At 72.1% G+C, this 14,180-nt stretch carries 13 protein-coding genes; 7 read left to right on the forward strand and 6 right to left on the reverse strand.

Annotated features, from left to right (window positions below; translation table 11 throughout):
- Nucleotides 1-86: 86 nt before the first annotated feature.
- Nucleotides 87-578: an SRPBCC family protein gene (locus ACWGI6_RS13405; protein WP_453267612.1), complete on the reverse strand. Its 492-nt coding sequence runs from the start codon at nucleotides 576-578 to the stop codon at nucleotides 87-89.
- Between the two features lie 146 nt (nucleotides 579-724).
- On the opposite strand from ACWGI6_RS13405, the gene ACWGI6_RS13410 reads away from it, so the two are divergent.
- Nucleotides 725-1,510, forward strand: a complete 786-nt coding sequence (locus ACWGI6_RS13410; protein ID WP_453267613.1) for a class II aldolase/adducin family protein — start codon at nucleotides 725-727, stop codon at nucleotides 1,508-1,510.
- Nucleotides 1,511-1,674: 164 nt separating this feature from the next.
- On the opposite strand, the gene ACWGI6_RS13415 is transcribed toward ACWGI6_RS13410, so the two are convergent.
- The 3 genes from ACWGI6_RS13415 to ACWGI6_RS13425 form a co-directional block, all read right to left on the reverse strand.
- Nucleotides 1,675-2,256: a lytic polysaccharide monooxygenase auxiliary activity family 9 protein gene (locus ACWGI6_RS13415; RefSeq protein WP_453267614.1), complete on the reverse strand. Its 582-nt coding sequence runs from the start codon at nucleotides 2,254-2,256 to the stop codon at nucleotides 1,675-1,677.
- 195 nt (nucleotides 2,257-2,451) lie between these two features.
- Nucleotides 2,452-3,210, reverse strand: coding sequence for a bestrophin-like domain (locus ACWGI6_RS13420; RefSeq protein ID WP_453267615.1), 759 nt, complete (start codon nucleotides 3,208-3,210; stop codon nucleotides 2,452-2,454).
- A 545-nt stretch (nucleotides 3,211-3,755) separates the two neighbouring features.
- A complete protein-coding gene (locus tag ACWGI6_RS13425) occupies nucleotides 3,756-4,049 on the reverse strand; it encodes a hypothetical protein (protein WP_453267616.1) in 294 nt (97 codons plus the stop codon).
- Between the two features lie 438 nt (nucleotides 4,050-4,487).
- Here ACWGI6_RS13425 and ACWGI6_RS13430 point away from each other — a divergent pair, with 438 nt between their 5' ends.
- Both ACWGI6_RS13430 and ACWGI6_RS13435 read left to right on the forward strand, forming a co-directional pair.
- On the forward strand, nucleotides 4,488-5,765 hold the full coding sequence (locus ACWGI6_RS13430; protein WP_453267617.1) for a hypothetical protein: 1,278 nt from the start codon (nucleotides 4,488-4,490) through the stop codon (nucleotides 5,763-5,765).
- Nucleotides 5,766-5,964: 199 nt separating this feature from the next.
- Nucleotides 5,965-6,510 carry a TQO small subunit DoxD gene (locus ACWGI6_RS13435; protein WP_453267618.1) on the forward strand — a complete coding sequence of 182 codons (546 nt, stop codon included), beginning with the start codon at nucleotides 5,965-5,967 and terminating at the stop codon, nucleotides 6,508-6,510.
- Between the two features lie 324 nt (nucleotides 6,511-6,834).
- Here the strand turns inward: ACWGI6_RS13435 and ACWGI6_RS13440 are convergent, their stop codons facing one another.
- Both ACWGI6_RS13440 and ACWGI6_RS13445 read right to left on the reverse strand, forming a co-directional pair.
- Nucleotides 6,835-7,062: a hypothetical protein gene (locus ACWGI6_RS13440; protein ID WP_453267619.1), complete on the reverse strand. Its 228-nt coding sequence runs from the start codon at nucleotides 7,060-7,062 to the stop codon at nucleotides 6,835-6,837.
- Entirely contained in the window at nucleotides 7,059-8,525 is a 1,467-nt protein-coding gene (locus ACWGI6_RS13445; protein WP_453267620.1) for a PspC domain-containing protein, read from the reverse strand. Before ACWGI6_RS13445 ends, ACWGI6_RS13440 begins: the two co-directional genes overlap by 4 nt.
- A gap of 331 nt (nucleotides 8,526-8,856) precedes the next feature.
- On the opposite strand from ACWGI6_RS13445, the gene ACWGI6_RS13450 reads away from it, so the two are divergent.
- From ACWGI6_RS13450 to ACWGI6_RS13465, 4 genes are all read left to right on the forward strand, one after another.
- Nucleotides 8,857-10,593: a serine/threonine-protein kinase gene (locus ACWGI6_RS13450; protein ID WP_453267682.1), complete on the forward strand. Its 1,737-nt coding sequence runs from the start codon at nucleotides 8,857-8,859 to the stop codon at nucleotides 10,591-10,593.
- 157 nt (nucleotides 10,594-10,750) lie between these two features.
- Nucleotides 10,751-12,049: a PspC domain-containing protein gene (locus ACWGI6_RS13455; protein ID WP_453267621.1), complete on the forward strand. Its 1,299-nt coding sequence runs from the start codon at nucleotides 10,751-10,753 to the stop codon at nucleotides 12,047-12,049.
- Between the two features lie 89 nt (nucleotides 12,050-12,138).
- Nucleotides 12,139-12,852: a LuxR C-terminal-related transcriptional regulator gene (locus ACWGI6_RS13460; protein WP_453267622.1), complete on the forward strand. Its 714-nt coding sequence runs from the start codon at nucleotides 12,139-12,141 to the stop codon at nucleotides 12,850-12,852.
- 185 nt (nucleotides 12,853-13,037) lie between these two features.
- Entirely contained in the window at nucleotides 13,038-14,162 is a 1,125-nt protein-coding gene (locus tag ACWGI6_RS13465; RefSeq protein WP_453267623.1) for an alpha/beta hydrolase, read from the forward strand.
- Nucleotides 14,163-14,180: the final 18 nt, after the last annotated feature.

Here is a 14,180-nt window from a genome sequence, read left to right on the forward strand (position 1 = left end):
GAACGGCGAGCTGCGAGCGGCGGCCGGGCCGTGGGGTGGCCGCGGCGGTGGCCGGCCGGCCCGATGACGTGGGCGGGGTGCGTGCCTCAGTCCCGTACGGCCGAGGCCAGCCGCTCCAGCGTCGTGGCCATCGCCGGGCCCATCCGCTTCGGGAAGCCGGGGAGTTCGATGACGAGGCGGGGGAGCCGGGCGCGCGACCAGTCGTAGGTGTGGGTGATCCGGGTGGTTCCGCGGCCCTCGGTGCCGTCCGGGCCGCCGGCGTCCTCCACCGGGGTCAGCTCATAGCGCCAGCGCTGCCCTCCGACGAGCCGCCGGCCGCGGAACTCGCCCCAGGTCTCCCAGGCGATCAGCCGGTCCTTCTCGTACTCCACCACGACGTTCACCGACCGGTACGCGACGCGCCCCTGCGCCATCCCCATGCTGAACCGGTCGCCCGGACCCAGCCGCGACGGGCCCTCCGGGCGGCCGCGCAGCATGCCCGAGCCGTCCAGCTCGGCGTGCCTGGCCGGATCCCGGAGGACGGCGAAGAGCTGCTGCGGTGTGGCGTCGATGTCCTTGTTGACCGATATGGCCCTCATGGTCGTGCCCCCTCTGGTCCCGTTCTGGTGCCCTCATCATGCAGGTCCGGGCATTCGTGCCGGTCGCGGCCCTGGTTACCTGGGGTAGTGGAAGGTAGCTTCCGCATCGAGCATCAAGTGCCGTATGCGCCAGGAGGAGAGCCGCGATGCCCGAGCCGAGCCCCATACCCACCGATCAGCTGCAGTTCGCGATGCCGCCGACGCATCAGACCGTCGAGGGCGAGCGGAGCCACCGCAAGGAGCGCCTGGTCGCGGCACTGCGCCTCTTCGGGCGCTACGGCTTCGAGGAGGGCGTCGCGGGCCATATCACCGCGCGCGACCCGGAGTTCCCCCACTGCTTCTGGGTCAACCCCTTCGGGATGTCCTTCCAGCACATCACGGTCAGCGATCTGCTGCTGGTGAACGCGGAGGGCAAGGTCGTCGAGGGCCGCCACCACGTCAACCAGGCGGCGTTCGCCATTCATGCCCAGGTCCACCGGGCCCGTCCCGACGTCATCGCGGCGGCCCACAGCCACTCCACGTACGGCCGGGCGCTGTCCTCACTGGGTGAGCTGCTGGACCCGATCACCCAGGACGTCTGTGCCTTCTACGAGGACCATGCGCTCTTCGACGACTACACCGGCGTGGTGGTGGACGAGCAGGAAGGCCGGCGGATCGCGGCCGCCCTCGGGCCGCACAAGGCCGTGATCCTGCGTAACCACGGCCTGCTGACGGTGGGCGACTCGGTGGACGCGGCGGCGTGGTGGTTCCTCACGATGGAACGCTCCTGCCAGGTCCAACTGGCCGCCAAGGCCGCCGGCAAGCCGGTCCTGATCGACCACCACAACGCCGTCCGCACGCGCGAACAGCTGGGCAACGACCTGGTGGCCTGGATCAACTACCAGCCGCTGTACCAGCAGATCGTGCGCAGCGAGCCGGATCTGTTCGGCTAGGGCGGGTCCGTGCGGTCCCGTCGTTCGCCCGCAGGCCAGGCGGGACTTTGCGGACACGCCCAGGGCATGTCCGGTGGGTTCCGGGACCGGCCCCCGGTCGGTGGCAGCGCCCGGTCGCCGAGGAAGGCGACCGGGCGCCGGCCGAGCTCGGACCGCGCGTTGAGCTATCCGATGTTGAGGTCGATGACCTGGTAGAAGGCGTTGCCGGTGTCGGCGACCTCCCACACCGACAACAGCACGTGGTACCCCTTGCGGTCACCGGGCAGCGTGACGTGGTGGATGGTCGGGTCCTCGGGGAGGAGGTCGTCGGCGCTCCAGTACGGCTGGCCGCTGTTCTGGTACGTGGCGATCGGTTCCGGGGCGAACTGCGCCCGCGTCAGGCGCGCCCCCGGGTCCCAGCCGCTCTTGGTGAGGAAGTAGTTCCAGCGACGGGTCTTGTGCGCGGCGTGGTAGTTCCAGGTGATGTCCAGCGCCTGGCCGGCGGCCACCTGGTGCTTGTGCCAGTCCTGCTGCGCGTCGGGCTCGTCGAGCTTGGACGCGAAGTCCTTCCCTGCGCTGGCGATCCGGCCGTCCTGGGGCGGCTGGAAGTTGGGGACATCGTCCCGCGCGTAGGGGTCGGTGAGGCCGGCATCTGTCGCGGGGAAGAATTTGCCGGCCTCCAGGCCGGCGGCCTGCCAGTCCGCGAGGTGAAGTTGAGCCCTGGACTTGGGGTTGGTCACTGCTCCGTGTCGGGCTTCTCGTGCCACAGCTCTCTCCTTAAACGACGAGAAGGTCGGTATATCGACCCTGTGTGCGCACTGTATCCATGCGGTTACTCATTGTGTCCGTGGAGCGTTACGTGTCCCCGCGAACCACCGGACGGCACACCCAGGCCGTTCCCTTCGGATCGGTCGGCCGGGCCCGGCGGCGCGGACGACTGTCCCGCCGGGCCCGGCCCCGTCTCACAGGTGCGGGAACAGATCGAGGAACGGTGCGGCGGTTGCGGCGATGCCCCGGCTGAAGGGCGCGTCGAAGTCCCAGACGAGGAACAGCAGGAAGGCGATCAACGCGCTGAAGAGCCCGGCCATCAGCAACTCCCGCCCCGAGCGCCGGATCTGCAGGGTGAACATGACGCCGATCGAAATGGCGCCACCGGTGATCAGCCCGAACCACACCACGCCCGGCAACGTCGAATCGGCCGCGTCCGCACGGGCCGTGCGGGCGCCGTCGGCCACCGCGACCTGGTCGACGAGGGGCTGGTAGGACTGCCCTTCGAAGTCGTTGCGCGGGTGGTAGTCGGCAACATCCGCCCGGACCTTCGTCAGCAGGTCGGCGGCGTGCCCGGTCAGTGCCCCCTGCTTGGCCATGACCGGCCATTCCTTGTGCACCACATAGGACACATACGCGTCGACGTCCGAGCGGATGCGGTCCCGTACCGGCGCGGGGTAGGTCCGTGCCCGCGCGCTGACCTCGTGCAGCGCCTGTGCCTCGGTCCGTACGGTGTCCTCGGCCGCGCTCCTGGCCTCCCAGACACCGGCGATGGCCAGGCCCAGCACGATCGCGTACACCACCCCCACCATCATCGTCAGATACTCGATCACATCGGGCGTTTCGGTCGGGTCGTCGTCCTCACCGACCCGGCGCTCCTTGAGGACGGTGATGGTCAGGACGACGCCACAGGCGACGACGATGGCGATGGTCAGCACCAGCCATTGCGACATGGAGGCCTCCTACGAGGAACGGCGCCCGGCGGAACCGGACGAGGAGCTCGAACGGGGACGGAGGGCGGCGCCGGCCAGCACGGCCGGGGCGGTGATCAGCAGGGTCGTGGTCACCACGGAGCGCCCGGCACGCGGTTTGTGGGACACCGGCGCATAGCTGCGGGGCAGGGCGGGCGGAGAGGGCGCCGGGCGGGGGGTCGGCGGCTTGGGCTTCGGCTTGGGCGGCGGGGCCGCGGGGTGGGTGCGGGGAGCAGGGGGCGGAGGCGGGGGTGGTGGTGTCGGCCGCGGTCTGGAGGCGGGCGGTGGTGGTGGCGCGGGCTTCGGGCTCCGCGGAGGTGGCGCCGGCGTGTGGGGTGGCGGGGGCGGGGGCGTGGGCTTGGTTGCGGTGCAGGGGAAGTGCCAGTGGCGGGGCATGGGAAAGCCGGTCGGTACGTCCACGGGTGGTGCGGTACCGGCATAGGCGCAGTTGTCGCCGGTGACCGGGTGGTGAAACCGGTCATGGGCGGTCGCCGACGGCGCGGTGACGAGCAGCGCGGCGGCCCCGGTCAGGAGAAGGAAAGCGGCGGCGGCCAGCAGTCCGGCCCCCAGGCGCCGGATGCCGACGAGGGGGTGAAGGGGGCGGGCTCGGCGCCGGTGGGTGTGGTCGTGGGGTGGTGTCCCCTTGTCGTGTCGCTCTTGTGGTCCGCCCTGTTCGCCCGGTCCGCACTGTTCGTCCGGTGCAACCGGTCCGCCCGGTGCAACCGGTGCATATCGCGCATCTCCTGCATCTCCTGCATCGCCTGCATCACGTGCTCCCGGTCCGCCCGGTCCGCCCGGTCCGCCCGGTCCATTCGGTCCATTCGGGCCATGTGGTTCATTCGGTTCAGTCAGTGCGTCGGGTCCGTTCGGTTCCGGTGGTCGGTCCAGGTCAACGCGGCTGTGCGATCCGTGAGGTCCGTCTATTGGGAACACGGCGAGAGCTTGCGCAGCGCGCGTGCCAATCAGCCGTCGCCGTGGCCCGGTTCGCCCGAATAGGGGAAGCGCCGGGGTTGCGTGGTCGGCCGCCGGTCAGGTGTGCGGAAGCCTGCGCACACCGGTGCGGATATGCCGGGGCGCGTGCGACGGCCGGGGCCGCCGCTTGTCGTACGTCAACGCGCCGATGCGCCCGCCACCCGCCACCAGCTGGACGTTTGATGTCCGCCGGGCCATTTGGGGCACAATTCGCCTTTGTATAAAACAAGTTGGCGGCGAGCGGTGGCGGGGCGGTAACGGACGTGTCGGTTGAGGCGGCGGGCAGGATGGCCGGAACGGGCGAGCCGGGGGACGGCGCGGAGCGCGCCACCGGCGGCGAGTGCCGATGCGGACGGTGCCCGCACGGCGCCCGTGCGGGGCACCGGCAGGCGGTCGCCGCGTTCATCGCGCTGCGCGAGGACTTCGCCGCCGGGCACGGGGTGCCGGCCGGCCTCGCACGCTCGGCCGGCGCGGCCCGGCAGTGGGTCTCCGACGAACTGACGCTGTCCGCACGGGAGGTGGCCAAGCGGGGCGCCGCCGAAGGAGCCGCCTGGCTGACGTCCGTACGGTGGCGCACCCTGCTCGTCGTCTGGGGCGCGGTGATCGCCCTGCTGCTCGGGCAGGCGCTGACCGCCATCGGTGACGGCTGGACGGCGGCCCGTACGGCGGGGCTGCTCGCGGCCGTCGTGCTCGCGCTGGGGCTGACGGCGGCGGCCTGGTGGCACCGCGCGCACGGCGGGGTGCTGGCGCCGCTGATCGGCGAGGACGGGCGGCTGTCCACCTCGCGCGCGGTGGCGTCGGGCTGGGCGGTCGCGGTGCTGTACGCCGTGCTGACGACGGCCGGGCAGCTGGCGACGGCCACCGCCCCGGCTGAGCGGCGCGCTCTACTCGGGGGCCTGGAACTCGACCGGTCCGGTGCCCTGTTGGCGATGCTCGCCGTCGGGTGCGGGGTGGCCGTGCTGGCGTACGGGCTGGTGGCCGCGCGGGTGCGGTCGGGGCGGTTGCAGAAGGTTCCCGCGGAGCGGCCACGGGCCGCCGACCTGCTGGCGGACGACGCGGGGCGGGGCAGTTTCCTGGACGTGCAGTACGTCCTGGTGAACGCGGCCGTGCTGGTGTGCGCCCTGGTGCGGCTGGCCGGGCGGCCGGGGGAAGTGCCGCAGCTGCCCTGGGGATTGGTGGTGCTCCTCGCACTCTCCGGAGCGACCTATCTGTGGGGGAAGGCGGTGGCGGGCGGGCGTCCGGTGATCCTCTCCGTCGTCCGCGCCCGTGAGCTGGGTGATCTCGCCGCCCCGGTCCGTACCGGCGACGACATCGAGATCCGCGGTGCCGGCTTTGTCCCGCCGGGGGCCGGGACGCCCGACCGGCTCGCCCGGACCGTCGTGCGGATCGGCGATGTTCATGTACCCGTCCCCCTGGTTCCGGTGGCCGGTGGCTTCGCCAATCCGACGGACGGGGTGCTGACCGTCCCGGTACCGGTCGATGTCGAGCCGGGCCGGGTGACGGTCCGGGTGATCACGGCGGCGGGTGTGGAGACGAACGGCTACCCGATCGACGTCCTGGACTGAGGTCCGCAGCGGGCGGGGTGAGGATGGCTGCGGGCGGCGGGGCGCGGCCGGTCGCCCTTGCGTGACGATTTTGTGTGCCGCAACCGCCCGAAGTGCATCGCGCCGTTGAACCTCTCGCGCACGTGCATACGTATCTCCCCACGAGGCGCGGGCGGGGGCACAATCGTCTGCGCCCGGAGGCAATGGAGAGGCGGACGTCATGGTTCACGCGAATCGTACGATCGGTGCCGAATTGGGAGGGGTGGCCGTTGAGGGCTCCGGCGTCGGGTTGCGGGGGCAGCTGGCGCGCAATGCGCTGCTCCCGTTGCGGCTGTTCCTGGGGGCGACCTTCCTCTACGCGGGCATCGACAAGCTGACGGATCCGGCGTTCCTGGCGACCAGTGGCGCGGGGTCGCTCGGTGAAATGCTGCGCCAGGTCCATGACGTGGCGGCGCTGCCGCAGCTCGTGGACCTCGCACAGAAGAGCCCGGTGGGCTTCGGCTATGCCATCGCGGCCGGCGAACTGGCGGTGGGCCTCGGGACCCTCGTGGGGCTGCTGGGGCGGCTGGCGGCCCTGGGCGGGGCGCTGATCGCGCTGACGCTGTGGCTCACCGTGAGCTGGGCGACCACGCCGTACTACTACGGCAACGACCTCGCCTATCTGATGGCCTGGGTCCCGCTCGTACTGGCCGGCACACCGAGGTACTCCCTGGATGCCGCCCTGGCGAACCGCCGCAAGCGGCATGGGACGCAGCTGTTCGGCTAGGGCGTCTCTTGCGGATCAGCGCGGGCCCGCGACGCCTGGCACGGCCCCTCGCCGCGTTGTTGTCTCGCCCACGGACACTCGGTCCGCGGGCGGGGCCGCTTTGCCGTGCAGCTCGGCATCCGGAGGGCCTATGAGGTGAGGACGGCGCCCTGCGGCTCGGACGACGCGGTGCCGCTCGGTCGGATCGGTGCGGCCGGACGACGCGGTGCGGCTCGGGCGGATCGGACAGCGCGGTGCGGCTCGGACGGCTCGTCCGATGCGGCGCGGCCGCTCGGTCCTTCCGCGGCGGCGCGAGGCCGGGCCGGTCACGTGAGGCCGGGCCGGTCAGGGGTGCGGCAGGGGTGGCGCCTCGGTGTGCGGTGTGTCGCGGCGGGCCGTGGCACGGAAGGCGGCGGTGAGGCCCGAGAGGAACAGGCCGGCGGGGAGGGCGAGGAAGAGCCAGAGGCCGGGGGCCTCCCAGCGGCCGAGGGCGTCGAGACCGTAGCCCGTGCCGACGGTCAGGGCGGTGAGGCCCGCGATCAGGCGGGCCGGTTCGAAGCGATGGCGCTTCACTGGGGGGCTCCCTCGGGGGTGGGGGCGGTCGGCGGTGCGGGCGGCGCCGGGGCGGGTATCGACGGGGCGGAGGCCGGTGTCGCGCGCTGGATGACGATCTGTCCCGCGCCGAGTTCGAGGTCCAGATCCAGCGAGCCGCGCGGCTTCTCGCCCCTCTTGAGGCCGTCGGCCGGCAGCGTGATGGTCCGCTGGTCGCCTCCTGCCGAGAGGTCCACGTCGTGCGGCGATTCCCCGGGCAGCTGGATGTCGCCGAGGCCGAGGGAGATATGGAGGCGGGTGGTGACGCCTTGCGGCAGCGTCACCTGGAGGCGGCCGAAGCCCACTTCCGCGCTGGTGTGGACGGTACGGCCGCCCTTGACGGGCAGGTCGCCGAGGTCCAATGACCCTTCTCCCGAACCGATCTCGTAATGCGGACGGACGGCGCCGAGGGTGGTGGGGGTCCAGGTGTGCTTCTGCCAGTCGGTGGTGATGTTGTCGGGCAGGGCGGTCGCGGCCGCCAGCAGCAGCGCCGTCAGCACCACCATGAAGACCGTGCCGCCGCCCGTCCGCCCGAACCAGGCGCTGAGTACGAGCCCCAGGCCGAAGACGGCCAGCGCACAAGCCAGCCCTGCCTGGAGGGAGGGTGCGAAGCCGTCCTGGCGGAAGACCGCGTGGGCGGTGGTGCCGCCGGCGAGCAGCGCGAGCAGGAACGTCCGGCCGCCGATCGGGCGGCCGATGCGGCGGGTTGCGCGCGGGGCGCGGGCGGGAGGTGCGCCGTGCGGAGGCGGGCCGGGCGGGCCGCCCGCGTCGGACGAGCGGGGCCGGTCAGCGGCCGCCGCGCCTGCGCCGTGCTCGTAGCGGTAGGCGATGTCCAGCGGGAGCGGGGTGTTCTCGGGCCCCCAGAGATAGCCGGGGCCGCCCGCCTCCCTGGAGCGCTGGTTGCGCCACCAGGAGGGGCTGGTCGGCACCGGAGGGGCCTTGGTCTCGGGTGGGGCGTCGGCGACGGCCTGGGCGGTGGCGGCGTCCACCGACTCCGGGCCCCTGGTCTCGACCTCCCGGCGCCGCCGCGACCAGTAGGCGGAACCGGCCGCCGCCAGCGTCAGCATGATGGCGAAGGACATCATGCTGCCCTTGGCGAGGGTCGTCAGGAACAGTCCGCAGCCGACCAGCGCGAAGAGCAGGGCCGTCAGCGCGGAGCCCTCGACACGGCCGGAGAGCAGCCGGCGGCCCTCGTTCTCGTCCTCGCCGTGGAGGGGGATGAGCAGCCAGGCGAAGCCGTAGACGATGAGGCCGACGCCGCCGACGGAGAGCACGGCGAGCACGATCCGGAAGATCACCGGGTCGAGATCCCACTGGCGGCCCAGCCCGCCGCACACTCCGCCGATCACCTTGTGCCGCCGGCTGCGGCGCAGCGGGGCGTGCGGCGGGGTGGGGCCGGCGGGGTCGGAGGGCGCCGACTCCTCGACGGGGGCTGCATCGTTCATGGACCCATGGTGACGTGGGCAGCGGAGTCCCGGCATCCGTGGAAACCCTGGCAGACCCCTGAGATTCCCTGATGGCCAACCCGATATGCCCCAGGGGGGTCCCGAAACCCCTCGTGCCTTCGCATATGCCCCCCCGCTGGGGCCCTGGCCGGAACACGGGCGCGGACGGGCGGTGGCCGGAGGGCTTTCCACCGGCGAGGGCGACTATCGTTGCGCCCTGGATACGTACGGGTTTCCGGAGGGGCGTGCGGTGACGGAGGCGGCGTCGGTGGACGAGGGGCGACTGGTCGCCGGGCGGTATCGCCTGGTTGAGCGGATAGGCCAGGGCGGCATGGGAACCGTCTGGCGGTCCCGGGACGAAGTCCTTGGGCGTCAGGTCGCGGTGAAGCGTCTGCATGTGGCGCCGTATCTCGATGCGGACGAACTGGCGAGGCGCCATGAGCGCACCACCCGCGAGGCGCAGGCCGCGGCGCGCATCAACCACCCCAATGTGGTGGGGGTGCACGACGTCGTGGACGACGCCGGCATGCCGTGCATCGTCATGGAGTACGTCCGCTCGACGACGCTCGGCGATCTCATCAAGGAAGCCGCGCGGCAGGACAGTTCGGTCACGCCGCGCGAGGCCGCCCGTATCGGACGCGGCATGGTGGCGGCGCTGCGGGCCGCTCACTCGGCCGGTGTGCTGCACCGTGACGTCAAGCCGGGCAATGTGCTGCTCGGTGAGGACGGCCGGGTCGTGCTCACCGACTTCGGCATCGCGGTCGCCAGCGGAACCTCCACGCTCACCAAGACGGGCGAGCTGGTGGGCTCCATCGACTACTTGGCCCCCGAGCGGGTCAGGAGCGGCAGCCCGGGTCCCGCCTCCGACCTGTGGGCGCTGGGCGCGACGCTCTATCAAGCGGTCGAAGGACGGCCCCCGTTCCGGAAGGACACCGCGGTCGAGACGGCGTATGCGATCGCCATGGACCCGCTGGAGGCGCCGCGCAACGCCGGGGCGCTGGGCCCGCTGATCGAGGCGCTGCTCGCCAAGGAGCCGGGCGACCGCCCGACGGCCGAGGTCGTCGAGCAGGCGCTGCGGTCCGCCGAGGCCGACGCGGAAACGGCGCTGCTCGGCTGGCCGACGCTGGCACTGGGCACGGTCGGACGTGGTGCCCCGGAGTCGGCCGAGCTGAACGAGCAGACGGAGGCTCCCACCCGTCCGGTGCCTCATACGGGCGCGACGGGAACCATGTCGGGCCACACCGGGACGGGCACCGGCACCGGCACTGGGACCGGCACCGGCACCGGCACCGGGGCGCCTACGGGCACGGGGCCGGGTACGGGTACCGGCGGCGAGGCCCTGACCGGCCCGGTGGCCCTCCCGGACGGGGCCGGCGGCGGGCGGACCGCCGTGGACCGTACGGGAGCGCCGTCCGGCGGCAAGCCCCGTAAGCGGCGTGCCGCCCGGGTCGTGGTCTGGAGCGCCGTCGGGGTGCTGTTCGCCGGCGGCGGTGCGGGCGCGGCCTGGTACCTGATGCACCATGGCGACTCGGGTGCGTCCCCCAACGCCTCCGACAAGGGCGTACCGGGAGTTCCCAGCGTCCCGGACAACGACATCGGGCCCCCGCCGGCCCTCCCCGACGGCTACCGCAAGGTCACGGAGTCCGGGGTCGGCGTCAGCTTTCCGGTGCCCGACGGCTGGAGGCGGGAAGTCAGGGACGGCGGCCGGCAGATCGTCTACTCCTCGAATGCCGAGCGCGCGCAGCTCACCCTCAGCGTTCTGGACTTCTCCTCGGGGGACCAGGTCCAGCACTTCAAGGACGTCGAGGTGGCCTTCAAGAAGCTGTACCCCATCTACTCACAGCTGCGTATGCAGAAGACGACCTACCAGCACGATCCCGCCGCGATCTGGGAGTTCACCTTCGGGGGCCGGGCCCGTACGTTTCGGGGGATAGATCTCGGGTTCGGCCGGGAGGGCGCCAAGGAGTACGCGATCTACGTGTCCGCGCCGCAAGCGAACTGGGCGAAGTTCGAAAAGGTCTTCTCGGTGGTGAAGGACGGCTTCCGCAGGACCGACCCGAAGGGCTGAGGCGGCGGGCGGAGCCAGCGGACCGGAGCAGGCCGCCACGGGCCGGCCGGACCGGTCGCCGACGGCCCCGTCCCGGGCCGAACCCCGGAAACGTCAGGGGCGGGTTCAGGGTCGACCCTGATGCCCCGGGCCCCGGCGCCGTGTGACGATCGGGGACATGACCACCGCTCCGCCCCGCGCCGAGACGAGCTACGCCCCGGCGCCGGACCCTGATGAGCCACCCGTGCGCAAGCTGTACCGCAGCGCCGACGGGCGGTTGCTCGGCGGTGTCGCGCGCGGTCTGGCGGGGCATCTCGGGCTGCCGGTCTCCTGGGTGCGGATCGTGTTCGTGGCCCTGTTCCTGGCCGACGGCATGGGCGCCCTGCTGTATGCCGCGTTCTGGTTCTTCGTCCCGCTGGGCGTCGGCGGCGTGGACCACCGGCAGCCCGCCACGGCCGGCGGGAAACTGCGGCTGCGGCGGCACAAGCCCGACAAGGGCCAGGTCTTCGCGCTGATCGCGCTGCTCGTCGGCGCCGCGATCGTCGCCTCCAGATTTCAGCTGGGTCAGGCCAAGGGCTATGTCTGGCCGGTGTTGTTGATCGGCGCCGGCGTCGCCCTGGTGTGGCGCCAGGCGGACAACTCCCGCCGTGCGCAATGGCTTGAGCTCGGCCGCCGCAAGGGCGTGCTGCCGGTGTTGCGCGGCGCGGCCGGTGTGCTGCTGGTCGGCGTCGGGGTGACCGGCATCGTCGTGCTGCAGGGGTCGGTGCGCCATCTCGGCGCGGTGCTGCAGGCCTCGCTCGCCGTCGTCGTCGGTATCGCGCTGCTGGCGGGCCCCTATCTCGTGCGGATCACCCAGGACCTCTCCGAGGAGCGGTTGATGCGCATCCGCGCCCAGGAACGCGCCGAAGTGGCCGCCCACGTCCATGACTCCGTGCTGCACACCCTCACCCTGATCCAGCGCAACGCCGAGGATCCCCGGGAGGTGGCGCGGCTGGCCCGCGCCCAGGAGCGGGAGCTGCGCGCGTGGCTCTACAAACCCGAGGGCCGCGGCAAGGAGGAGGACGAGGAACCGGCCACCCTGGCGGAGGCGGTCCGCACGTCCGCCGCCGAGGTGGAGGACGACCACGGCGTCCCCATCGAAGTCGTGATCGTCGGCGACTGCCCGCTGGACGAGGCGCTGGGCGCCCAGATGCAGGCCGCACGCGAGGCGATGGTCAATGCCGCCAAGTACGGTGGCGAGGGCGGCGCGGTGCAGGTGTTCGCCGAGGTCGAGGGACGCACGGTCTTTGTCTCGGTGCGCGACCGCGGCCCCGGATTCGACCTGGACGCGGTCCCCGAGGACCGGATGGGCGTACGGGAATCCATCATCGGCCGTATGGAGCGCAACGGCGGCACGGCCCGGCTGCGTTCCGCCCCCGAGGGCGGCACGGTCGTCGAGCTGGAAATGGAACGCCCGGCGGCGGAGCACGGCACATGACCGGGCCGGGCGAGCGGCAGCCGGTGGCGACACCGCGGGCCGGAGCACGGGATGATGACCGGGCAGACATCGAGGGACGGGCGGAAGAGATGAGCAGCGAGGGCGCACAGCAGGGCGAGACCGGCGGCGGGACGGCCGAGGGCCGGACCGTACGGGTCGTGCTGGTCGACGACCACCGGATGTTCCGTACGGGCGTCCAGGCCGAGATCGGGGAGACCGCGCGCACCGGCGTCGAGGTGGTCGGCGAGGCGGCCGACGTCGACCAGGCGATCACGGTCATCACGGCCACCCGCCCCGAGGTCGTCCTGCTGGACGTCCATCTGCCCGGGGGCGGCGGTGTCGAGGTGCTGCGCCGTAGCGCCGCGATGATGGCCGACGCGGAGCGCCCGGTCCGCTTCCTGGCGCTCTCCGTCTCCGACGCGGCCGAGGACGTCATCGGCGTCATCCGCGGCGGCGCCCGCGGCTATGTCACCAAGACGATCACCGGCACGGACCTGGTCAACGCGATCTTCCGGGTCGCCGACGGCGATGCGGTGTTCTCCCCGCGGCTGGCCGGCTTCGTCCTGGACGCCTTCGCCTCGACGGACGCCCCGCCGGTCGACGAGGACCTGGACCGCCTCACCCAGCGCGAGCGCGAGGTCCTGCGGCTGATCGCCCGCGGCTATGCGTACAAGGAGATCGCCAAGCAGCTGTTCATCTCCGTGAAGACCGTCGAATCCCATGTCTCCGCGGTGCTGCGCAAGCTCCAGCTCTCCAACCGCCATGAGCTCACCCGCTGGGCCACGGCCCGGCGGCTGGTCTGACCTGCACAACCCGCTCGGGGGCCGGATAGCGGGGCCGCCGGAGGGCGGGTCGTAAAGAACGGCCAAAGACGGGCAACCAGGACCACGCGGATCACCATCTAAGGGCGCGGAGAGGCTCACTGCCGAAGGCGGGGCCGGAACCACCCCCACGTCCTTCGCGTAGTTGTCCTGGAAGCGAGATCCCGATGAGCCTGACGGGCACGCCCTTCTTCCTCACCTCGGTCACGCTGTTGATCGTCGCCTTTGTTCTGCCGCTCGCCCTGTGGGGCCGAATAGCCGGGCCACCCCTGGCGCGCGGCCTCGGCCGGCTGCTGATGCTGCTGTTCGCCCAGGTCACGGCCATCACCGTGGTCTTCGTCCTGGTCAACAACGCAAACAACCTCTACGACACCTGGGACGATCTGCTCGGCACCGGCAGCCATGTCGAGGCGGCCCGGGACCTCGGCCCCGACGGCATGGGCGGCCAGCAGATCAGGAACGAGCCCAAGCAGCTCCAGCAGTTCCGCCCGGCCGACGACCCCAGGGTGGGCCCCGGCGTGCAGATGACCGACCTCAAGGGCCGGATCTCGGGCGTGCTGGGCGAGGTCTACGTATGGCTGCCGCCGCAGTACAACGACCCGGCCTACCGGAACAAGAGGTTCCCGGTGGTCGAGCTGCTGCCCGGCTACCCGGGCTCGGCGAAGTCCTGGCTGGGCTCGCTGCACGTGGCCGAGCAGCTCCAGCCGCTGATGCAGCGCGGCCAGGTCAAGCCGGCCATCCTGGTGGCACCGCGTACCAACATCCTCCCCGGCGCGGACACCGGCTGCGTCAACATCCCCGGGAAGGTCAACGCCGACAGCTGGCTGACCGTCGATGTCCGCAAGATGATCGTCGACAACTTCCGGGCCGGGAGCAAGGCGGACTCCTGGGCCCTGGCCGGCTATTCGGCGGGCGCGCACTGCGCCGCCAAGCTCGCCCTGGCCCACCCGGACCGCTACCGCGCCGCGGTGGCGATGTCCGGCTACAACGACCCGGCGCTCGAACGCGACTCGCTGGCCGGCAAGGACCCCAAGCTGCGCGTCGAGTCCAACCCGATGCACATCCTGCAGTCCGCCAACGCGGCCGGGAAGCCGCCGCGTACGGCCCTGTATGTGTCGGGCGCGGCGGGCGACGGCTACCAGGCCGGCATCGGTCTGCGACAGCTCGCGAAGTACCCGACGACCGTGGACGTGCAGCAGATCTCGTCGGGCGCCGGCGGCCACACCACGGTGGTGTGGAAGCACCAGGTGCCGCAGATCTTCCATTGGCTGGGGATGAAGCTCAGGGCGTGAGCGCGGCACCCCCGCAAA

This window comes from Streptomyces sp. NPDC054786 (assembly GCF_053611685.1).

Coding starts and splice junctions, on each gene's coding strand:
- ACWGI6_RS13405 (WP_453267612.1), bottom strand. CDS start 578: ATGAGGGCCATATCGGTCAACAAGGACATCGACGCCACACCGCAGCAG.
- ACWGI6_RS13410 (WP_453267613.1), top strand. CDS start 725: ATGCCCGAGCCGAGCCCCATACCCACCGATCAGCTGCAGTTCGCGATG.
- ACWGI6_RS13420 (WP_453267615.1), bottom strand. CDS start 3,210: ATGTCGCAATGGCTGGTGCTGACCATCGCCATCGTCGTCGCCTGTGGC.
- ACWGI6_RS13425 (WP_453267616.1), bottom strand. CDS start 4,049: ATGGACCGAATGGACCGGGCGGACCGGGCGGACCGGGCGGACCGGGAG.
- ACWGI6_RS13430 (WP_453267617.1), top strand. CDS start 4,488: ATGGCCGGAACGGGCGAGCCGGGGGACGGCGCGGAGCGCGCCACCGGC.
- ACWGI6_RS13435 (WP_453267618.1), top strand. CDS start 5,965: ATGGTTCACGCGAATCGTACGATCGGTGCCGAATTGGGAGGGGTGGCC.
- ACWGI6_RS13445 (WP_453267620.1), bottom strand. CDS start 8,525: ATGAACGATGCAGCCCCCGTCGAGGAGTCGGCGCCCTCCGACCCCGCC.
- ACWGI6_RS13450 (WP_453267682.1), top strand. CDS start 8,857: ATGGGAACCGTCTGGCGGTCCCGGGACGAAGTCCTTGGGCGTCAGGTC.
- ACWGI6_RS13455 (WP_453267621.1), top strand. CDS start 10,751: ATGACCACCGCTCCGCCCCGCGCCGAGACGAGCTACGCCCCGGCGCCG.
- ACWGI6_RS13460 (WP_453267622.1), top strand. CDS start 12,139: ATGAGCAGCGAGGGCGCACAGCAGGGCGAGACCGGCGGCGGGACGGCC.
- ACWGI6_RS13465 (WP_453267623.1), top strand. CDS start 13,038: ATGAGCCTGACGGGCACGCCCTTCTTCCTCACCTCGGTCACGCTGTTG.